Annotated in this window: 21 protein-coding genes and 1 pseudogene; all 22 read left to right on the top strand. The window is 47.4% G+C overall.

Annotated elements, in window-relative coordinates:
• The first annotated feature begins 100 nt into the window (after window positions 1-100).
• The 22 genes and pseudogenes from ACERC7_RS04855 (at window position 101) to purH (ending at window position 21,002) form a co-directional block, all read left to right on the top strand.
• Window positions 101-1,198 carry a cystathionine gamma-synthase gene (locus ACERC7_RS04855; RefSeq protein WP_373658336.1) on the top strand — a complete coding sequence of 366 codons (1,098 nt, stop codon included), beginning with the start codon at window positions 101-103 and terminating at the stop codon, window positions 1,196-1,198.
• A gap of 10 nt (window positions 1,199-1,208) precedes the next feature.
• Window positions 1,209-1,670 (top strand): 8-oxo-dGTP diphosphatase, encoded by a 462-nt coding sequence (locus tag ACERC7_RS04860; RefSeq protein ID WP_373666291.1) that lies wholly within the window; start codon window positions 1,209-1,211, stop codon window positions 1,668-1,670.
• 14 nt (window positions 1,671-1,684) lie between these two features.
• Window positions 1,685-2,860 carry a MalY/PatB family protein gene (locus ACERC7_RS04865; protein ID WP_373666292.1) on the top strand — a complete coding sequence of 392 codons (1,176 nt, stop codon included), beginning with the start codon at window positions 1,685-1,687 and terminating at the stop codon, window positions 2,858-2,860.
• On the top strand, window positions 2,857-3,921 hold the full coding sequence (locus ACERC7_RS04870) for a M24 family metallopeptidase (RefSeq protein ID WP_373666294.1): 1,065 nt from the start codon (window positions 2,857-2,859) through the stop codon (window positions 3,919-3,921). Before ACERC7_RS04865 ends, ACERC7_RS04870 begins: the two co-directional genes overlap by 4 nt.
• Window positions 3,922-3,937: 16 nt before the next feature.
• Window positions 3,938-4,393: a cytidine/deoxycytidylate deaminase family protein gene (locus tag ACERC7_RS04875; protein ID WP_373666295.1), complete on the top strand. Its 456-nt coding sequence runs from the start codon at window positions 3,938-3,940 to the stop codon at window positions 4,391-4,393.
• Window positions 4,394-4,918 (top strand): hypothetical protein, encoded by a 525-nt coding sequence (locus ACERC7_RS04880; protein WP_373666296.1) that lies wholly within the window; start codon window positions 4,394-4,396, stop codon window positions 4,916-4,918.
• A 59-nt stretch (window positions 4,919-4,977) separates the two neighbouring features.
• Entirely contained in the window at window positions 4,978-5,538 is a 561-nt protein-coding gene (efp, locus tag ACERC7_RS04885; RefSeq protein WP_018368912.1) for an elongation factor P, read from the top strand.
• A gap of 54 nt (window positions 5,539-5,592) precedes the next feature.
• Window positions 5,593-5,982 carry an Asp23/Gls24 family envelope stress response protein gene (locus tag ACERC7_RS04890; protein ID WP_373658341.1) on the top strand — a complete coding sequence of 130 codons (390 nt, stop codon included), beginning with the start codon at window positions 5,593-5,595 and terminating at the stop codon, window positions 5,980-5,982.
• A complete protein-coding gene (nusB, locus tag ACERC7_RS04895; protein ID WP_373666297.1) occupies window positions 5,975-6,403 on the top strand; it encodes a transcription antitermination factor NusB in 429 nt (142 codons plus the stop codon). The genes ACERC7_RS04890 and nusB overlap by 8 nt, the downstream gene beginning before the upstream one ends.
• Window positions 6,404-6,580: 177 nt before the next feature.
• Window positions 6,581-7,756, top strand: coding sequence for a pyridoxal phosphate-dependent aminotransferase (locus ACERC7_RS04900; protein ID WP_373666298.1), 1,176 nt, complete (start codon window positions 6,581-6,583; stop codon window positions 7,754-7,756).
• Window positions 7,746-8,513, top strand: coding sequence for a DNA repair protein RecO (gene recO, locus ACERC7_RS04905; protein WP_373658344.1), 768 nt, complete (start codon window positions 7,746-7,748; stop codon window positions 8,511-8,513). Before ACERC7_RS04900 ends, recO begins: the two co-directional genes overlap by 11 nt.
• A 52-nt stretch (window positions 8,514-8,565) precedes the next feature.
• Entirely contained in the window at window positions 8,566-9,570 is a 1,005-nt protein-coding gene (gene plsX / locus ACERC7_RS04910) for a phosphate acyltransferase PlsX (RefSeq protein WP_373658345.1), read from the top strand.
• 171 nt (window positions 9,571-9,741) lie between these two features.
• Window positions 9,742-10,461, top strand: a complete 720-nt coding sequence (gene purC, locus ACERC7_RS04915; RefSeq protein WP_373658346.1) for a phosphoribosylaminoimidazolesuccinocarboxamide synthase — start codon at window positions 9,742-9,744, stop codon at window positions 10,459-10,461.
• On the top strand, window positions 10,462-14,181 hold the full coding sequence (locus ACERC7_RS04920) for a phosphoribosylformylglycinamidine synthase (protein ID WP_373666299.1): 3,720 nt from the start codon (window positions 10,462-10,464) through the stop codon (window positions 14,179-14,181).
• 40 nt (window positions 14,182-14,221) lie between these two features.
• Window positions 14,222-15,676: an amidophosphoribosyltransferase gene (gene purF / locus ACERC7_RS04925; protein WP_373666300.1), complete on the top strand. Its 1,455-nt coding sequence runs from the start codon at window positions 14,222-14,224 to the stop codon at window positions 15,674-15,676.
• A 4-nt stretch (window positions 15,677-15,680) separates the two neighbouring features.
• Complete coding sequence (locus tag ACERC7_RS04930; protein WP_373666301.1) at window positions 15,681-16,166, top strand: hypothetical protein; 486 nt, start codon at window positions 15,681-15,683, stop codon at window positions 16,164-16,166.
• A gap of 35 nt (window positions 16,167-16,201) precedes the next feature.
• Window positions 16,202-17,227 (top strand): phosphoribosylformylglycinamidine cyclo-ligase, encoded by a 1,026-nt coding sequence (purM, locus tag ACERC7_RS04935; protein WP_373660239.1) that lies wholly within the window; start codon window positions 16,202-16,204, stop codon window positions 17,225-17,227.
• Window positions 17,224-17,778 carry a phosphoribosylglycinamide formyltransferase gene (gene purN, locus ACERC7_RS04940; RefSeq protein ID WP_373658351.1) on the top strand — a complete coding sequence of 185 codons (555 nt, stop codon included), beginning with the start codon at window positions 17,224-17,226 and terminating at the stop codon, window positions 17,776-17,778. Before purM ends, purN begins: the two co-directional genes overlap by 4 nt.
• A gap of 22 nt (window positions 17,779-17,800) precedes the next feature.
• A pseudogene (locus tag ACERC7_RS04945) lies at window positions 17,801-18,550 on the top strand (GNAT family N-acetyltransferase); the annotation flags it as partial.
• Between the two features lie 12 nt (window positions 18,551-18,562).
• Window positions 18,563-18,880: a MazG nucleotide pyrophosphohydrolase domain-containing protein gene (locus ACERC7_RS04950; RefSeq protein ID WP_373658371.1), complete on the top strand. Its 318-nt coding sequence runs from the start codon at window positions 18,563-18,565 to the stop codon at window positions 18,878-18,880.
• Entirely contained in the window at window positions 18,877-19,461 is a 585-nt protein-coding gene (locus tag ACERC7_RS04955) for a TIGR00730 family Rossman fold protein (RefSeq protein ID WP_373658352.1), read from the top strand. The genes ACERC7_RS04950 and ACERC7_RS04955 overlap by 4 nt, the downstream gene beginning before the upstream one ends.
• Complete coding sequence (gene purH, locus ACERC7_RS04960) at window positions 19,458-21,002, top strand: bifunctional phosphoribosylaminoimidazolecarboxamide formyltransferase/IMP cyclohydrolase (protein WP_373666302.1); 1,545 nt, start codon at window positions 19,458-19,460, stop codon at window positions 21,000-21,002. The genes ACERC7_RS04955 and purH overlap by 4 nt, the downstream gene beginning before the upstream one ends.
• Window positions 21,003-21,049 lie beyond the last annotated feature (47 nt).

Below are 21,049 nucleotides of genomic sequence, written 5' to 3' on the forward strand. Positions count from 1 at the left end.
TCTGTCCTGATAGGAGTGGCGTGAAAAAACTTTGTTTTTGCTCTGCTATTGTTCCGAAATCATGGTAAAATAGAAAGAAAAAGAACAAATGGAGATGGTTATGGATTATAAGGAATTGAAATTAGAGACGCAGCTGGCGCAGGCAGGTATTCGGGTGGACAAGCAGACTGGGGCTTTGGTGTCGCCTATCCACTTCTCAACGACCTACCAGCACCCAGAGTTTGGTCAGTCGACAGGTTTTGACTACACCCGCACTAAAAATCCTACCCGCACTAACTTGGAGCGAACCCTGGCGGCGATTGAGGGAGCAGATTATGCGGTGGCGACTAGCTCAGGCATGAGTGCGCTTATGCTGGCCATGGAGATTTTCCCTGTGGGGGCAAAAGTGCTAGCCTGCCGTGACCTTTATGGTGGGTCCTTCCGCTGGTTTGATAAGGTAGAGCAGCAAGGGCGGTTTCGTTTTGTCTATGCCAATACAGAAGATGATATGCTGACGTTACTGGATGAGACGGTGGATGTGGTTTTCATCGAAACACCGACCAATCCTCTGATGAACGAGTTTGATATTGCGACAATTGCTGCCAAGGCTAAGACTGTTGGAGCTAAAACCGTCGTTGATAATACCTTCTATACACCGATTTACCAGCGACCAATTGAATTGGGGGCAGATTTAGTCATTCACTCGGCGACCAAGTATTTGGGGGGGCACAACGATGTGCTGGCTGGAGCTGTGATCACTAATGATCAAGCCATTTACGATCAGCTCTTTTTCAATCTCAACACGACAGGGATTGTCTTGTCGCCTTTTGACAGTTACATGCTCATGCGAGGGCTCAAGACCCTCAAACTCCGTATGGAAAAAGCTACCGCTAATGCCCGTGATCTGGTGAGCCATCTGAAGAGCTCTCCTCACATCAAGGAAGTCCTTTATCCAGGGAAGGGTGGCATGCTGTCCATCAAGCTGCAAGATGAGCGCAAGATTCCAAGTTTGCTCAATAAGTTACAGATTTTCACCTTTGCGGAAAGTTTGGGTGGGGTTGAGAGTTTAATCACTTATCCGACGACCCAAACGCATGCGGATATTCCTGCTGAGACCCGTCATGCCTACGGTTTGACTGACGACTTGCTCCGTCTGTCCATCGGTATTGAGGATGTGACTGATTTGATTTGGGATTTAGAACAGGCGCTAGCTGACTAGGGATGATAAGATGCCAAAAACAGAAGCAGTTATCTTAACCAATATGTGTATGGTGACAGATGGCACCAAGGTCTTGGTGCAAAACCGTAAAGACCCTGATTGGCCTGGGTTAGTTTATCCAGGTGGGGGGGGGGAAATCGAGCCTAATGAGCCTTTTGTTTCGTCCGCTATCCGTGAAGTCTTTGAAGAAACGGGATTGACGGTTTCGGATTTGCAACTTTGTGGGATCAAGCAGTTTACCCATAGCGAGGAGTTGTATCGCTATATTGTCTTTCTTTACAGGACCAGTACCTTTTCAGGCGACTTGTGCTCGTCTGATGAGGGGGAGGTTTTCTGGATGGAACGATCAAAGCTTGTGGCGGCTGATTTAGCGGCTGGTTTTGCAGAGATGCTGCCGATTTTTGAAGACGAGAAGCTGTCTGAACTTTACTTTTACCACGATCAGGATGATTGGCACTACCGCCACCTTTAAAGGAGGAAGATGCGATGACACGATATAATTTCACCAGCTTACCAGACCGTCTCGCCACCAATGCGATTAAGTGGCAAAAGACGCGTGAGGACAAGGACTTATTGCCGTTGTGGATTGCTGACATGGACTTTCAGGTTTTTCCTGAGATGACTGCAGCCCTGACCCAGTTTGCCAAGCGCTCGGTCTTTGGTTACGATGCGCCAGCTGATAGCCTCTTTGAAGCGATTATAGACTGGGAGCAAAACCAGCATGGGGTTGAGGTGGCACGCGAGGACATCGTTCTCATTGAGGGGGCTGTGCCAGCTATTTCAACGGTGGTTCAAGCTTTTACGGAGGAAGGAGACGCTGTCCTGATCAACACCCCTGTTTACCCCCCTTTTGCCCGCTCGGTCAAGCTCAATAAACGCAAACTTGTGACTAACTCGCTGGTCGTCAAGGACGGTCGTTTTGCCATTGATTTCGATCAGCTGGAGCGTGACATTGTCGACAATAGCGTGAAGCTCTATATTTTCTGTAACCCTCATAACCCTGGTGGGCGAGTTTGGGACATGGCAGAGCTGAAACGTTTGGGGGAGATTTGCCGTCAGCATGGGGTCATCATGGTGTCTGATGAAATTCATCAGGACCTGACCCTTTGGGGCAAGAGACATCAGTCTTTTTATACAGTGGACCGCAGTTTTGCTGAGTTTGCTATTATTTTGGCTTCAGCAACTAAGACCTTTAATATCGCAGGAACAAAGAACAGTTTTGTCCTGATTAAGAATCCTGACTTGAGGAAAGCATTTACTGACCGTCAGCTGGCCAACAACCAACATGAGATTTCAAACCTCGGTTTTGTGGCTACGGAGGTGGCCTTGAGGGAAGGGCTACCGTGGTTGACAGAGCTAAAAGTGGTGTTGGAAGATAATATCAGCGACCTGCTCGGCTATTTTGCCAAAGAACTCCCAGACCTTAGGGTCATGAGACCAGAGGCGACTTATCTGCTTTGGCTGGATTTTTCTGCTTATGGGCTCAAGCACAGTGAGGTTGCGAGACGTTTGGAGGAAGAGGCCAAGGTGCAGCTCAATGACGGGCTGACCTTTGGTCGTGAGGGCAAGTGCTGTTTCCGTCTCAATGCCGCTGCGCCTAAAGCCCTTATTATGGAAGCTGCTGCGCGGATCGCAGGAGCATTTAACAATGAAAGGACATGACGAACATGACACGTTTAGAACGGTTTTTAGAGAAATTGAGGGCTGAAGAGCTTGATGGCTTTTTGGTGACGGGTGAGAAAAATATTTATTACCTGACAGGATTTTGGGGCTCTGCTGGAACGGTTTTTATCAGCCAGCAACGCCGTATTTTTGTCACTGATAGCCGCTATATTCTCATCGCTAAGCAGGTGATTACTGACTTTGAAGTGGTGGATAGCCGCGATGCGCTGGGTGAGATTGCTCGGCTCATTGCCGATGAGCAACTGGATACTATCGGTTTTGACAATCAGGTATCTTATGCTTATTATCAGGCACTGGCTAACCGCTTTGAGGGTTACGAGCTCAAGCCTGTTTATGGGTTTGTGGAAGAGCTGCGCCAGATTAAAGACGCTTCTGAGCTTGCCATCATTCGTCAGGCCTGCCAGATTTCTGACCAAGCTTTCTTGGATGCGCTGGACTTTATCAAACCTGGCAAGACCGAGCGTGAGGTAGCTAACTTCCTCGACTTTCGCATGCGTGAGCTAGGGGCAACTGGCGTGTCCTTTGAGACCATCGTTGCTTCAGGATACCGCTCTGCCATGCCTCATGGGGTAGCTAGCGACAAGGTTATCGCTCAGCATGAGAGCCTGACGCTGGATTTTGGTTGTGTTTTTGAACATTATGTGAGTGACATGACGCGGACCATTCACATCGGGCAGACGACTGACGAGGAGCGTGCCATTTATGAGGTTGCCCTGCAGGCTAATGCTGCGCTGATTGAGCGAGCACAGGCTGGGCTCAGTTTCGCAGACTATGACGGGGTGCCGAGAGGCATCATTGCTGACGCTGGCTATGGGGAGCGTTTTACCCACGGTATCGGTCATGGCATGGGACTGGATGTGCACGAGGAGCCGTTTTTTGGACGTGGTGCTGGTCACTTGCAGGCTGGTATGGTGGTAACTGACGAACCTGGGATTTACCTCGATGGGCGCTACGGTGTCCGTATCGAAGATGACCTCTATATCACCGAAACAGGCTGCGAAGTCCTAACCAAGGCGCCTAAGGAATTGATTGTGCTGTAAGCATAGGAGAAAAGAGATGAGCAATCGCCTATCCTGGGAAGATTATTTCATGGCAAATGCCGAACTGATTTCCAAGCGGTCAACCTGTGACCGTGCCTTTGTTGGTGCAGTTCTGGTCAAGGATAACCGCATCATTGCCACGGGCTACAACGGCGGGGTATCAGCAACTGACAACTGCGATGATGCAGGGCATTATATGGAAGATGGGCACTGTATTCGCACTGTCCATGCGGAGATGAATGCGCTCATTCAGTGCGCCAAGGAGGGGATTTCGACCAATGGGACGGAGCTTTACGTGACCCATTTCCCTTGTATCAACTGCACCAAGGCTCTCTTGCAAGCAGGCATCAGTAAAATTATCTACAAAACAGCTTATCGGCCTCATCCCTTTGCCATTGCCCTCATGGACAAGAAAGGCGTTACCTGTGTCCAACACGATGTACCGACTTTGACCTTGGGGGAGGAGAGCTAAGTGAAAGCATTGATTTTGAGTTTTAGTCCAGCTGTTTTTCCTAGCCTTTTAACGGGTCAAAAACAGTTTGAGTATCGGAAACGCCTGCCAAAAGGGGACTTGCGTGCCTATCTTTATCTATCTAGCCCAGTAAAAGCCATTGTTGGCTACTTAGATTTGGAGGAACGGTTGGAAATTTCTGACTTGCTGGCTAGTGATCTTGCTGAGCCTATTAAAGCTCGGTTGTTTCGGTTTACAGAGACCTATGCTTTTCCCATTAAGAGTTTGGGATTATTTGATGAACCTGTACCCTTGGAGACCATTCGGGAACTGGGTGGGCAACCACCCCAGAGTTTTGTTTATGCTCAGACCTATCCCTTGCTGACAGAGGCATTATGTGGACAATCAGCCAGTGTCTATCCTATCAACCCAAACCAAGCATTGGATGGCTTAGGCTGGTTCAGTCAGGAGATACTCAATCAGCATCCGAGGGTCATCCCTCTGCCTGCTTCCTTGCTCTGCCATTTCCCAAAAGAAAAGATTTGAGTAAATAGCCCATTTGTGGTAAAATGAATTGATAATATGAATTTTAGAGGTGAATACACATGATTGAAGCAAGTAAATTACGTGCGGGCATGACCTTTGTTGCCGCTGATGGCAAGTTGATTAGAGTGTTAGAAGCTAGCCACCATAAGCCAGGTAAAGGCAACACCATTATGCGGATGAAATTGCGCGATGTGCGTTCAGGGTCAACGTTTGATACGACTTACCGTCCAGATGAAAAGTTTGAGCAAGCCATCATCGAGTCTGTGCCAGCCCAGTACCTCTACCAGATGGATGGAACAGCTTTCTTCATGAACCTAGAGACTTATGACCAGTACGAAATCCCAGTGGCCAATGTCGAAGAAGAGCTTAAATACATCCTTGAAAATGCTGAAGTGAAAATCCAATTCTTTGGAACAGAAGTGATTGGTGTTACTGTTCCAACAACGGTTGAATTGACGGTTGTTGACACACAGCCATCTATCAAAGGCGCAACCGTGACAGGTTCAGGTAAACCAGCGACTCTTGAGACAGGTCTGGTGGTTAACGTCCCAGACTTTATCGAAATCGGTCAGAAATTGATCATTAACACAGCTGAGGGTACTTATATTTCTCGTGCCTAGGGCAATGAGTAGAGCATAGCTTGGCAGTATTGCCAAGACAGAAAGGACGAAAAGATGACACAAGTAGCAGTTGGTGATATTGTTATCGCTCCTCGTGTATTGGAGGTCATTACAGGTATTGCAACAACCAAAGTTGAGGGGGTTCACTCACTCCACAACAAAAAAGTGGCGGATACCTTTAGTAAAACTAGCCTTGGTCGCGGTGTCTATATCGATGGTTTAGAAGATGGTAGCTTGGCAGTTGATCTTTATGTTTATCTCGAGTATGGGGTCAATGTTCCAGCCGTTTCGATTGCTATCCAAAAAGCTGTAAAGGCTACGATTCATGACATGGCAGAGTTGGATGTTTCTGCCGTTAACGTACATGTCGTGGGGATTGTGGCGGATAAGACACCTAAACCAGATCTCAAATCCCTCTTTGACGAGGATTTTCTGGATGACTAAGGCAATAACAGACAGCAGACGTGACTTACGGGCGCGCGCCTTTCAGGCGCTTCTCAGTTTAGAATTTGGTGGAGATGTGGTGACGGCTAGCCAGTTCGCCTATACGCATGATAAGGATTTTGCAGAAGATGATGTGGTGAACGTGCCAGTCTTTTTGCTCAGTTTGGTTCAAGGTGTGACTACCCATAGGATCGAACTAGATGCACAAATTGAAACCAAGCTTAAGACAAAGTGGAGCTTGGAGCGTTTAACTTTAGTTGATAAAACGCTTCTTCGCTTGGGGTTATACGAGATGATTTATTTTGATGAAACCCCCGATCGCGTCGCTCTTAACGAGATTATCGAGATTGCCAAGACCTATTCTGATACGACTTCAAGCAAATTTGTCAATGGGCTGTTGAGACAGTTTATCACTGAATAAGGTAACAAGAGTTGGGCTTCCCAGCTCTTTTGGTATAATGGAACAACACATCACTGAAACCTTGCAAGGGAGTTCTAACAGCTTTGTAGCTGTTCCCCTCCTGTGACTGATAGGAGATGTTCTGTTGTTATCAATCGGAGAATAGTTGATCTGTTCTTCGGCTAACAAGGAGGTTTTATGTCACTGTCCAATCGTTTTAATAAAAATTTAGACCGGATTGAGGTTTCTCTCATTCGGCAATTTGACCAATCGATTTCGAGCATTCCTGGGATTGTTCGTCTAACCTTGGGGGAACCGGACTTTACCACGCCCGACCATATCAAGGAAGCAGCCAAGGCTGCCATCGATGCTAATAAGAGCCATTACACAGGTATGGCAGGCTTGTTAGAGCTACGTCAGGCAGCGGCTGACTTTGTGCGTGACAAGTACCAGCTCAGCTATGACCCTGACAAGGAAGTTCTCGTGACCATCGGGGCAACAGAGGCTTTGTCAGCGACCTTGACAGCCATCTTAGAGGCGGGAGATACCGTGCTTTTGCCAGCACCTGCTTACCCTGGCTATGAACCAATTGTCAACCTCATGGGCGCGGATGTTGTTGAGATTGATACCAGGGCCAACGGCTTTGTCCTGACGCCTGACATGCTGGAGGCGGCTATCCTTGAGCAGGGGGATAAGCTCAAGGCGGTTATCCTTAATTACCCAACGAATCCGACAGGGGTAACGTATTCGCGAGAAGAGATTAAGGCTCTGGCGGATGTGTTGCGCAAGTACGAGATTTTTGTCATCAGTGACGAGGTCTATTCAGAGCTGACCTATACTGATGAGCCCCATGTATCTATCGGAGAATACCTCCGCGACCAAACTGTGGTCATAAATGGCTTGTCTAAATCCCATGCCATGACTGGCTGGCGACTGGGCTTGATTTTTGCGCCTGAAGCGATTGCCAAGCAGCTGATTAAGAGCCACCAGTACTTGGTGACAGCTGCCAACACGGCAACCCAGTACGCAGCTATTGCGGCTCTGACGGTAGGCAAAGACGATGCTCTGCCGATGAAGGCGGAGTACATCAAGCGTCGTGATTACATTATCGAGCAGATGACCGCTATGAATTTTGAGATTATCCGTCCAAATGGCGCCTTTTATATCTTCGCTAAAATTCCCGTCAAAGAAGGACAAGATTCTTTCACGTTTTTGCAAGAGTTTGCCCAGCAAAAGGCTGTTGCCTTGATTCCGGGTGTGGCTTTTGGTCAGTACGGTGAAGGCTACCTGCGGATTTCCTATGCGGCTTCTATGGAGACTATTCAGGTAGCTATGGAGCGGCTCAAAGAATTTATGGTCCAGTATGGAGCTTAGGGAGAGCAGGGGGCTAATCCTCTACAATCGTAACTATCGTGAAGATGACAAATTGGTCAAGATATTTACCGAGCAGCTGGGCAAACGGATGTTCTTCGTCCGTCATGCGAGCCAGTCGAAACTTGCCTCGGTTATTCAGCCGTTGACTGTGGCAGATTTTATCCTAAAAATCAATGAAACAGGGCTCTCCTATATCGAGGACTATCGTTCGGTTCAGACCTTTAAGCGGATTAACGATGATATTTTTCTACTGGCTCACGCGACTTATATCGTGGCGCTGGCAGATGCGGCAATTGTGGACAATGTCTATGATAGTCAGCTTTTTGCCTTTACTTGCAAGACCTTAGAGCTGATGGAAGAGGGGATGGATCATGAGGTGCTGACCAATATCTTTGAAATCCAGCTTTTAGATCGACTGGGTGTTCAGCTCAACTTCAACGAGTGTATCTTCTGTCACCGAGTGGGTCAGGCCTTTGATTTTTCCTTCAAGTATTCAGGTCTTGTTTGCCCTGCTCATTACCATGAGGATGACCGGCGTAGCCATCTCGATCCCAATGTGCCTTATCTGCTCAATCGGTTTCAGGCCATTTCCTTTGACGACTTACAAAAAATCTCCCTAAGTCCTGAGATGAAAGCTAAACTGCGGCTGTTTATCGATCAACTCTATGAGGATTATGTCGGCATCAAGCTCAAGAGTAAAACATTTATCGATGATCTTCAGAAGTGGGGAGATGTGATGAAAAACCGAAACGGCTGATTTTTCAGCTGTTTTTTGCTATAATTGAGAAAAACGTGAAAGGAAATGACTGATGACAAAACACATCATTGCAATTGATGCCATGGGAGGGGACCATGCTCCTCAAGCTGTGGTAGAGGGAGTTAATCGTGCTCTGGCAGAGTTCTCCGACCTATCTGTCGTGCTATATGGTAAGGAGGATGCCATCAAGCAGTACCTTACAGCGACAGAGCGCGTGAGCATTGTCCACACGGATGAAAAAATCGACTCAAGCGATGAGCCGACGATAGCTCTTCGTCAGAAAAAGCAGGCTTCTGTGGTTTTAGCGGCTAAGAGTGTCAAGGCTGGGGAAGCTCATGCTGTCATCTCAGCAGGGAATACAGGCGCCTTGCTTGCTACTGGACAGCTGATTGTCAAGCGCATCAAGGGCATTGACCGTCCAGGTCTCATGTCCACCCTGCCAACCATGGATGGCAAAGGCTTTGACATGATGGACTTGGGAGCAAACGCAGAAAGTAAACCTGAGCACCTGCACCAGTATGCGGTTCTAGGAACGTTCTACGCCCAAAAGGTGCGTGGCATCGCACGACCTCGTGTCGGTCTGCTCAATAACGGAACGGAATCGACCAAGGGAGACCCCTTGCGCTTAGCGGCCTATGACCTGTTGAGCAAGGATCCTGCCATTCATTTTATCGGAAATATTGAAGCTAGAGACCTGCTCGAGGGTGTCTGTGATGTGGTCATTTCTGACGGCTTTACGGGCAATGCAGTGCTGAAAGCCATCGAAGGAACAGGCAAAGCCGTTGTTAGTCAGGTCAAATCGGCGGTAAAAACAGGTGGCTTGCTGGCTAAAATCGGCGGTCTTCTCCTCAAATCAAGCCTGACACAGGCTTTAGGTGCCATGGACTATAAAAAAGCTGGCGGCGCCGTCCTCTTGGGTCTGAAAGCCCCAGTTGTCAAGGCTCACGGCTCATCTGATGCCACCGCGATCTACTACACAATCAAACAGACCAGAGACATGCTGGAGAGTGGAGTTGTTGAAGCCTCTGTTCAAATGTTTTCAGAGGAGACTAATTGAAAGTTCTGATGGTATTCTCAGATCCTCACGGTAGTAGCCGTGGGGATGTTTTTTTGATAAAAGTTCGGTTTTTGGATTTAAAAAAATTATTCTCATAAAAAAATTATAAAATTCCTTGAAAAAACAAATATTTTTTGTTAACATGAATAAAAATGTTAGCGAGGTTTGGAGATGCCGACTCAACTTTTATACCAAGGGAAAGCCAAAGATATTTATGGTACAGATGATCCTGACCAAATTATCTCTGTCTACAAGGATCAAGCCACCATGCTTAATGGGGCGAGAAAAGAAGAGATAACAGGTAAAGGACGGCTTAATAATCTTATTTCTAGTCTGATTTTTGAACGTTTAAATCGAGCAGGTGTAGCGACTCATTTTATTAAACGCTTATCAGAAACCGAACAATTAAACAAGAAAGTGTCAATTATTCCTTTGGAAGTTGTGTTACGAAATCGTACCGCAGGGTCGCTTTCCAAACGATTTGGATTGAAAGAAGGGCTGGTTTTAGAGACACCGATTATCGAGTTTTACTACAAAAACGATGATTTGGATGATCCCTTTATCAATGATGAGCATGTGACCTTTTTGGGCTTAGCGACCAGTGATGAGGTGGCTTATCTCAAGTCGGAGACCCGTCGCATCAATGAATTGTTGAAGGACTGGTTTGCTGAGATTGGGCTGACCTTGGTGGATTTTAAGCTGGAATTTGGCAAGGATAAGGATGGCAAGATCCTCTTGGCAGATGAGTTTTCGCCAGATAACTGCAGGCTCTGGGATGCGAAAGGGAATCATCTGGACAAGGATGTCTTCCGGAGAAATTTGGGGTCTTTGACGGAAGTGTATGCCAGGGTATTGGAAAGATTGCAGGCAGTAGCTGAAAAGGAGGGATAGATGGACAAGCGGATTTTTGTGGAGAAAAAGAGTGCTTTCGGAGTTAAGGCGACCAGCTTACTAGGGACCTTGCAACGGCAATTGGGGCTTGAGACTCTAACGAGCTTGAGATTGTTACAGGTTTATGATGTCTTTGGTTTGGCTGATGAACTGATGACATTAGCAGAGCAACAGATTTTTTCAGAACCTGTGACAGATAAGCTCTTAACTAGTGATGACCTCCATTTATCAGCTTATCGCAGTGTGGCAATCGAAGCTTTACCAGGGCAATTTGACCAACGGGCGGCGTCTGCTCAGGAAGCCTTGCAGCTTCTGGGAGCGGATCAACAGGTGAGGGTCAAATCTGCTCAACTCTACCTCTTTAACCCGGATCTATCAGATGCTGATTTGGCATCGGTGACCAGCTATCTGCTCAATCCGATTGACTCACGAATCAAGAATTTGACGGTAGGTTTGATAACCGAAGAGGAGGCTGTTGTTCAGGATCGGATTCCCTATCTGACTTTTTTTGAGACAGCGAGCGAGGCAGATTTTGCAAATTATAAGGCAGAGGCTGGGCTTGCCATGGAAGTGGCGGATTTGCTCTTTATTCAAGACTATTTCAAGTCCATCGGTCGGGTACCGACAGAGACAGAGCTCAAGGTGCTGGATACCTACTGGTCTGATCACTGTCGTCATACCACCTTTGAAACGGAGTTAGTGGGTATTGATTTTTCCGCGTCAGCTTTTTCTAAAAATCTCCAAGAGACCTATGACAAGTATCTGGCGATGAGGGCGGAACTAGGGCGTGAGGATAAGCCTATCACCCTGATGGACATGGCGACGATTTTTGGGCGCTATGAAAGAGCCAATGGGCGCTTGGATGACCTTGAGGTTTCGGACGAAATCAATGCTTGCTCGGTAGAAATTGACGTTGAGATTAACGGTATCAAAGAACCGTGGCTTCTCATGTTTAAGAATGAGACCCATAACCACCCAACAGAAATCGAGCCTTTTGGTGGAGCTGCGACCTGTATCGGTGGTGCGATTCGAGACCCCTTATCAGGTCGTTCCTATGTCTATCAAGCGATGCGGCTTTCGGGCGCTGGAGACATTACAGCACCTCTTTCAGCCACTCGAGCAGGCAAGTTGCCCCAGCAGGTCATCTCAAAAACCGCTGCACAAGGCTATTCCTCTTATGGTAACCAAATTGGTCTTGCAACAACTTATGTCAAGGAATATTTCCACCCAGGCTTTGTTGCCAAACGGATGGAGCTGGGTGCGGTCGTCGGTGCTGCTCCTAAGGAAAATGTGGTGCGTGAGAAACCAGAAGCAGGTGATGTCGTGATTCTTCTTGGTGGCAAGACTGGTCGTGATGGCATCGGCGGAGCAACAGGGTCGTCTAAGGTACAGACCGTGGCATCTATTGAGGCGGCTGGTGCGGAAGTCCAAAAAGGGAATGCCATCGAAGAACGCAAAATCCAGCGCCTTTTCCGCAATGAGAATGTTACCCGTCTGATTAAGAAGTCCAATGATTTTGGTGCTGGTGGGGTCTGTGTCGCTATCGGTGAGTTGGCAGATGGGGTGAGCATTGACCTCGATAAGGTGCCGCTCAAGTATGCGGGCCTAAATGGCACTGAAATTGCCATCTCAGAAAGTCAGGAGCGGATGGCAGTAGTGGTTCGTCCGACTGATGCGGATACCTTTATTTCAGCCTGTGCGATGGAGAATATCCATGCGGTTGCTGTTGCGACCGTGACAGAAAAACCACATCTAGTCATGACTTGGAATGGTCAAACCATTGTGGATATTGAGCGACGTTTTTTGGATACTAACGGGGTGCGTGCTCAGGTCAGCACCAAAGTTGTTGATTGTCAGGTCGAGCAACCTTACCAGAGAACGACAGATTTAGCTAGTCTTGAGCAGGATTTGCAGGCAGTCTTGTCTGACCTCAACCATGCTAGTCAAAAAGGTTTGCAGACCTTGTTTGACAGTTCGGTCGGACGGTCAACGGTCTTGCATCCACTTGGTGGACATCACCAGCTGACTCCAGCTGAAAGCTCAGTGCAAAAACTCCCTGTTCAAAAGGGAGTGACGACGACAGCATCTGTCATGGCTGCTGGTTACAATCCTTATTTGGCGTCATGGTCTCCTTATCATGGTGCGGTTTACGCGATTATCGAAGCGACTGCTCGTTTGGCAGCGACTGGTGCTAATTGGAGTAAAGCTCGCTTCTCTTATCAGGAATATTTTGAGCGGATGGATCGGATCCCTGAACGATTTGGGCACCCTGTAGCAGCTCTGCTGGGGGCGATTGAGGCTCAGAGCCAGCTAGGTTTGCCAGCTATTGGAGGCAAAGATTCTATGTCTGGCACCTTTGAAGACCTGACAGTACCGCCAACTTTGGTAGCTTTTGGGGTGACAACAGCGGATAGTCGCCGTGTCTATTCGCCAGAGTTTAAGGAGGCAGGTCAGTACATTTACTATCTGCTAGGAGTGAGCTTGTCTGCCGAGGTCGACTTTGAGCAGGTTCGGCGTCATCTGACAACCTTGTCTGCTTTGCAAGAGCAATATCAACTCACTGCGATTTCCGCGGTTAAGTATGGTGGTTTGCTGGAGAGCTTAGCCCTCATGATGTTTGGTAATGGCATCGGTGCACAGGTCGACTTGACAGATTTGTCAACCAGCTTGACAGGTCAACTGGGTGGCTTCGTCTTCACTTCTGCGACAGAAATTGCTGGTTTGGAGCCAATCGGTCAGACGCTTGCTGATTTTACCCTCATGGTCAATGGCAGAGCAGTATCTGGTGACAAGCTCTTGGCAGCCTATGAAGGGACTTTAGAAGATGTCTATCCAACAAGATTTACCCAGTCCGATGTGCTGGAAGATGTCCCAACAGTTGCTCTGCCATTTGTCAAAAGAGCGGAAAAACAAGTGGAGAAACCACTGGTTTACATCCCAGTTTTCCCAGGAACCAACTCGGAATACGACTCGGCTAAGGCCTTTGAGCAGGCAGGAGCTGAGGTACGGCTAGTGCCTTTTGTGACCTTGGATGATCAGGCAGTTGCCCAGTCGGTTGACACCATGGTGAGTAATCTTGACAAGGCCCATATCCTATTTTTCGCAGGGGGGTTCTCGGCAGCGGATGAGCCAGACGGTTCTGCCAAGTTTATTGTGGCTATATTGCGACAAGAACGTGTACGAGCTGCCATTGACCGCTTTATTGAGCGAGGAGGGATCATCATCGGTATCTGCAACGGTTTCCAAGCCCTTGTCAAATCAGGTCTCTTGCCTTACGGCAATTTTGAGGACTTGAGCGAGACCAGTCCAACGTTGTTCTACAATGATGCTAACCAGCATGTGGCCAAGATGGTGCGGACACGCATTGCCAATACCAATTCGCCGTGGTTGGCAGGTGTATCTGTTGGAGATGTTCATACGATACCTGTTTCTCATGGGGAGGGCAAATTTGTCGTCACCGCTGAAGAATTTGAACGATTGAGAGATAAGGGACAGATTTTTAGTCAGTATGTTGATGATAAGGACAATTCTAGCATGGATAGTCGCTATAATCCCAACGGATCTTATTATGCTATCGAGGGTATTACCAGCGAAAACGGGCAGATTATCGGTAAGATGGCGCATTCTGAGAGGACAGAAGATGGTCTTTTCCAGAACGTGCCAGGCAAAAAGGACCAGAAACTGTTTGAGAGTGCTGTGAAGTATTTTACAGGAAAGTAGCAAACAACAGTGAGCTTGCATGAAATAAAAAGGAAAAATCATGGTTTACGAAGTCAAATCTCTCAATGAAGAATGTGGTGTCTTTGGCATTTGGGGACATCCTCAAGCGGCTCAAGTGACTTATTACGGCCTCCATAGCCTCCAACACCGTGGTCAAGAAGGGGCAGGTATTCTGGCTAATGACAGGGGAAAATTCAAACGCCATCACGGTCTAGGGCTCTTGGCAGAGGTCTTTAAGCAGCAGGAGAATCTGGACAAACTGATCGGTCAAGCCGCGATTGGTCACTTGCGCTATGCGACGTCTGGTGCTAGCTCTATCAATAATATCCAACCCTTTCATTTCCGATTTTCAGATATGAAAGCCGGTCTGGCTCACAATGGCAATCTGACCAATGCTGTTTCTCTGAGAAAAGAGTTGGAACATTATGGTGCGATTTTTGCCAGTACATCAGATACGGAGATTCTCATGCACCTGATTCGCCGTAGCCAGCAACAAAACCTGATGGACAAAATCAAGGAAGCCCTTAATACAGTCAAGGGTGGCTTTGCTTACTTGCTCCTCTTAGAAGACAAACTGCTGGCTGCTCTTGATCCCAATGGTTTTCGCCCCCTGTCTGTCGGTCAGATGACGAACGGGGCTTGGGTGGTGTCTTCGGAAACCTGTGCTTTTGAGGTCGTCGGTGCCAAGTGGGTACGAGACATGCAGCCTGGGGAAATCGTGGTGTTTGATGATGAGGGGATGCACATTGATACCTACACGACAGAGCGTCAGCTGGCGATTTGCTCTATGGAGTATGTCTACTTTGCTCGCCCTGATAGTGTGATTCACGGGGTCAATGTACATACAGCCAGAAAGAATATGGGGCGTCAGCTGGCGAGGGAATTCAAGCAAGAGGCGGATATCGTGGTCGGCGTCCCCAACTCGTCTCTCAGCGCAGCCATGGGCTTTGCCGAAGAATCAGGTCTGCCAAATGAAATGGGGCTCATCAAGAACCAGTACGTCCAGCGAACCTTTATCCAGCCAACTCAGGAGCTACGAGAGCAGGGTGTGCGGATGAAGTTGTCTGCTGTGTCTAGCGTGGTCAAGGGCAAGAGAGTGGTCATGGTGGACGACTCTATTGTGCGAGGGACGACCAGTCGGCGGATTGTGAGCTTGCTCAAGGAAGCTGGGGCGGCTGAAGTTCACGTGGCGATTGCCAGTCCAGAGCTCAAGTATCCTTGTTTTTACGGCATTGATATTCAAAACCGTCGGGAGCTGATTTCGGCCAATCACACGGTGGATGAGGTCTGCGAGATTATCGGGGCAGACAGCCTGACTTATCTGTCTCTGGATGGGCTGATAGCCTCTATCGGAATTGACACCCAAGCTCCCAATGGTGGGCTATGTGTGGCTTACTTTGATGGGGAATTTCCAACCCCGCTCTATGACTATGAAGAAGAATATCAGCGTAGCTTGAGTGAGAAGACTAGTTTTTATATTGAGAATGTGACATGAGTTTATGAAATTGATTAAGAAAAAAGAAGTTGAGCAGTTTAGAATTTTTATCTTAGAATTAAATACATTTCATGAAAATCGCTTTAAAATGGACTATTCATCTGCAATATCTCCTGAACTTGCTGGCATTCTTGGCGGAGTTGGTACAGGTGCACTAGGAGTTGCATCTATCTTTTCTTGGCTTTCAGGTATGTCAGGAGCTCAGATGATGTCCGCATTAGCAAGTTTTGGTTTTGGAGGTGCTGTCGGCGGTATAGTGAGTTTAGTTGCTGCTGTAGCAACACCAGTTGTATTAGTTTCAGGTGGATTTTATACTGTCGCAAATCAACGAAAATTGAAGAAAGAGTTAATTCAATTGTCAAGAGTTGCGAATAAGATGAAAATAGAATTGGCATCTGATGATAGACCCAAAGTTAAAGAGTTGTTAAAAACCATTGATTTAATGATGGTTGATTTTATTAACCATTACGGCATATTAAAAACAAGTTGATAATTGTGCTATTTTCCCAAAAGAAAGGAAATCCTATGTCTAACAAAAATGCCTACGCCCAGTCAGGTGTGGATGTAGAAGCTGGCTACGAGGTCGTTGAGCGGATTAAGAAGCATGTGGCGCGTACGGAACGAGCGGGTGTCATGGGAGCCCTCGGTGGCTTTGGTGGTATGTTTGATCTAAGCCAGCTGGACGTCAAAGAACCGGTGCTTGTGTCTGGTACGGATGGGGTTGGCACCAAACTTATGCTCGCCATCCAGTACGACAAGCACGATACTATCGGTCAGGACTGTGTCGCCATGTGTGTTAACGACATCATCGCAGCAGGTGCTGAGCCGCTTTACTTTCTTGATTACATCGCGACTGGAAAGAATGTGCCTGAAAAGCTAGAGCAAGTTGTGGCTGGCGTTGCTGAGGGCTGTGTGCAGGCAGGTTGTGCCCTCATTGGTGGCGAGACCGCTGAAATGCCTGGCATGTATGGTGAGGACGATTACGACTTGGCTGGCTTTGCTGTGGGGATTGCTGAGAAGTCACAAATCCTTGACGGTTCAAAAGTTCAGGCAGGTGATGTCCTCTTGGGACTGGCTTCAAGCGGTGTCCATTCCAATGGCTATTCACTAGTGCGCAAGGTCTTTGCGGACTATACAGGTGAAGAAGTCCTGCCAGAATTGGAAGGCAAAACACTCAAGGATGTTCTCCTTGAGCCAACTCGTATCTATGTCAAGGAGGTGTTTCCTCTTATCAAAGCAGGACTAGTCAACGGCATTGCCCACATCACAGGAGGCGGCTTTATCGAAAATGTGCCTCGCATGTTTGCTGACAACTTGGCAGCAGAGATTGATGAGGTTGCTATCCCAGTTCTACCGATTTTCAAGGCGCTTGAAAAATATGGGGACATCAAACACGAGGAAATGTTTGAAATCTTTAATATGGGGATTGGCCTGGTTTTGGCAGTTTCCCCAGAAAAGGTTGCGACAGTCAGAGAACTGGTTGACGAAGAGGTCTATGACATCGGCAGGATTATCGAAAAAACGGATAAGAGCGTGGTGATTGCCTCATGACCAAGAAGATTGCCGTGTTTGCCTCTGGCAACGGCTCCAACTTTCAGGTCATTGCTGAGGAGTTTCCAGTTGCGTTCCTATTCTCAGATAAACGGGGAGCCTATGTGTTGGAACGTGCTCAAAATTTGGGTGTGACCAGCTATACCTTTGAACTCACAGAATTTGAAAACAAGGTTGCTTACGAAGAAGCTATTGTGGATCTGTTGGACCAGCACCAGATTGACTTGGTTGTTCTGGCTGGCTATATGAAAATTGTTGGCGAGACCTTGCTTTCTACCTATGAAGGTCGCATCATCAATATCCACCCTGCTTACCTGCCTGAATTTCCAGGAGCGCACGGGATTAGGGACGCTTGGGAGGCTAGCGTGGCTGAGAGTGGCGTGACGGTTCACTGGGTGGACGCTGGTGTGGATACTGGTCAAATCATCAAGCAAGTCCGCGTCCCACGCTTGCCAGAAGACACTTTAGAAACATTTGAAGCACGGATACACGAGGCGGAGTATGCTTTGTATCCGGAGGTGTTGAGAGAGTTGGGAGTTGTAAAGAAATAAGATAATCTGTTACAATCACCTTATGAAAAGATTAAAAGATTTATCAGTAGCCACTCCTCTATTTCAAGATTGGCAAGAAACTATCATCTGGTCTTGTTTGCAGGGAGTGATGGGAGAGATCTGGGTTGATAACTCTGACAATCCCCAATCGGCCTTGGCGAAACTAGGAAGACAAACTTCTTTTGGTTTTTTAGCGGGTAAACCTTGTCTTGGACTGATTGAATCTTGTTCTGGGAAGGACATTATTCTTGTACCACAACATCAAGGTTGGTCGGATCTGATAGAAGCAACGTATGGATCAAAAGCGCATGCTTTCACTCGCTATGCGACTAAGAAAGATAGCAGATTTGACCGTAACAAGTTAGAAAAAATTGTGGCTGGTTTGCCAGTGGAGTTTGACTTGCAGTTGATTGATGAACAGTTATATAAAACTTGTTTGGCTGAAGAATGGTCGCAAGATTTGGTTGCTAACTATGATGATGACCAACACTACGCTCAACTTGGACTAGGTGTTGTTGCCCTTTATCAAGGAAAGGTGGTAGCTGGTGCTTCGTCTTACTCAACTTATAAAAATGGGATTGAAATCGAGATAGACACTCACCCTGGTTTTAGGCGAAAGGGTCTGGCAAAAGCTGTCGCGGCTAAACTAATATTAATCTGTTTAGACAGAGGGCTTTATCCTAGTTGGGACGCCCATACCAAGGTTTCCTTGGAGTTAGCAGAGAAATTAGGGTATGAATTTTCACATGAATATAGAGCTTATGAGATAGAATGGGAAAATTGTATGGATTTAAAAATTTATCAAGAATGGGTTAGTGCTTTTTATAAAAAACGAGGCTGGTACGAATATGACTCTTTTGTTCGCTGCAATTTTTTGACGGAGGAAGTCGGTGAGTTGGCTCAGGCTATTCGCAAACGTGAAATTGGACGAGATAGACCAGATGAAAGTATTCAAAGCGACCAGGAGAACCTTGCAGACATCAAGGAAGAATTGGGTGATGTATTGGATAATATTTTCATTCTAGCGGATAAGTACCAGATGTCTTTGGAAGATATCATGCAATCCCATAAAGAAAAACTAGAAGAGAGATTTAAAGAATGAATATCACAGTTTATTGCGGAGCCAGTAGTGGTGATAGTCCCATCTACCAGAAGAAGACCGTTGCCTTGGCTGACTGGTTGACTGACAAAGGTCACCGACTGGTTTATGGTGGTGGTAATGTTGGCTTGATGGGCTTTTTGGCCGACAGGATTTTGACAAATGGCGGACAGGTGATTGGTGTCATGCCATCCTTTCTCCAAAAACGTGAAATTGCCCATCCAAACCTTACAGAGCTCATTGTGGTTCCTGATATGCCTAGTCGCAAGGCTAAGATGATTGCTTTAGGTGATGCTTTTATAGCCCTGCCTGGTGGGCCAGGGACGTTAGAAGAAATTACAGAAGTTATCTCATGGTCACGGATTGGCCAAAATGATGGGCCTTGTATTTTGTACAATGTCACAGGCTATTTTAACCCTTTAAAGGCCATGTACGACCACATGGTAGCGGAAGGTTTCCTCAGTCAGACAGATCGAGACAAAATCCTTTTTTCGGATAATCTAGAAGAGATTGAGGCTTTTATCACTACTTATAAGGCGCCTGACATTAGAGAATATACAACAGAAAATAAGGAGACCCCATGACTAAACGTGCTTTAATTAGCGTATCAGACAAAGCAGGCATTATCGAGTTTGCCCAAGCATTGACAGCCCAAGGTTGGGAGATTATCTCAACTGGCGGGACGAAAACAGCCCTTGATAATGCAGGGGTAGCAACTATTGCCATCGACGATGTGACAGGCTTCCCTGAAATGATGGACGGTCGTGTCAAAACTCTCCATCCAAAAATCCACGGTGGGCTCCTCGCTCGTCGTGATTTGGACAGCCATTTGGAGGCAGCCAACCAGCATGAGATTGGTCTGATTGACCTTGTTGTAGTTAACCTCTATCCCTTCAAGGGGACCATTCTGCGCCCAGACGTGACCTATGATTTGGCGGTGGAAAATATTGATATCGGTGGCCCATCCATGCTTCGCTCTGCAGCCAAAAATCACGCCAGCGTGACGGTTGTTGTGGATCCAGCAGACTATACGGTAGTGTTGGATGAGCTCAAGGCTGATGGCAAGACAACCTATGCGACCCGTCAACGTTTGGCAGCCAAGGTTTACCGTCACACAGCAGCCTACGATGCCTTGATTGCGGACTATTTCACAGCACAAGTTGGCGAAACCAAACCTGAAAAGCTAACCATCACTTATGACCTCAAACAGCCAATGCGCTACGGGGAAAATCCTCAACAGGCTGCAGATTTTTACCAGTCAGCGATTCCGACAGAGTATTCTATCGCGTCAGCCAAGCAACTCAACGGTAAGGAGCTTTCCTTCAATAATATCCGCGATGCCGATGCGGCTATCCGCATTATCCGTGATTTCAAGGATCAGCCGACTGTGGTTGCTCTCAAGCACATGAACCCTTGCGGTATCGGTCAGGCTGATGACATCGAGACAGCTTGGGATTATTGCTATGAGGCAGACTCTGTGTCGATTTTCGGTGGAATTGTCGTGCTGAACAGAGAAGTTGATGGTGCGACGGCAGAAAAGATGAGCAAGATTTTCCTTGAAATCATCATCGCACCGAACTATTCAGCAGAAGCGCTAGCCATTTTCCAGAAAAAAGCCAACCTGCGCGTGCTGGAGTTGCCGTTTGACGAGCAAGACGCTAGCGAAATCGAGCCTGAGTACACAGGCGTGGTTGGTGGTATGCTGGTGCAAAATCAGGACGTCGTCAAGGAAAGTCCAGCCGACTGGCAGGTGGTGACAGAGCGTCAACCGAGCGAGCAAGAAGCGACAGCCCTTGAGTTTGCTTGGAAGGTCATCAAGTATGTCAAGTCTAACGGGATTATCATCACCAACGACCACATGACCCTTGGTGTCGGCCCAGGTCAGACCAATCGTGTGGCGTCAGTTCGCATTGCCATTGAGCAGGCTAAAGACCGTCTTGACAGTGCAGTCCTTGCTTCAGATGCCTTCTTCCCATTTGCGGACAATATCGAAGAAATTGCCGCCGCAGGCATCAAGGCCATCATCCAACCAGGTGGCTCCGTTCGTGACCAAGACTCGATTGACGCCGCCAATAAACATGGCATCGCAATGGTGTTTACGGGTATTAGACATTTTAGGCATTAAGAGAGGCACACAGCATTTGCTTGTGTGTTTTCGAACAACTTGACTAT

The organism is Streptococcus sp. E17BB (genome assembly GCF_041807725.1).
Taxonomy (GTDB): Bacteria; Bacillota; Bacilli; order Lactobacillales; family Streptococcaceae; genus Streptococcus; species Streptococcus entericus.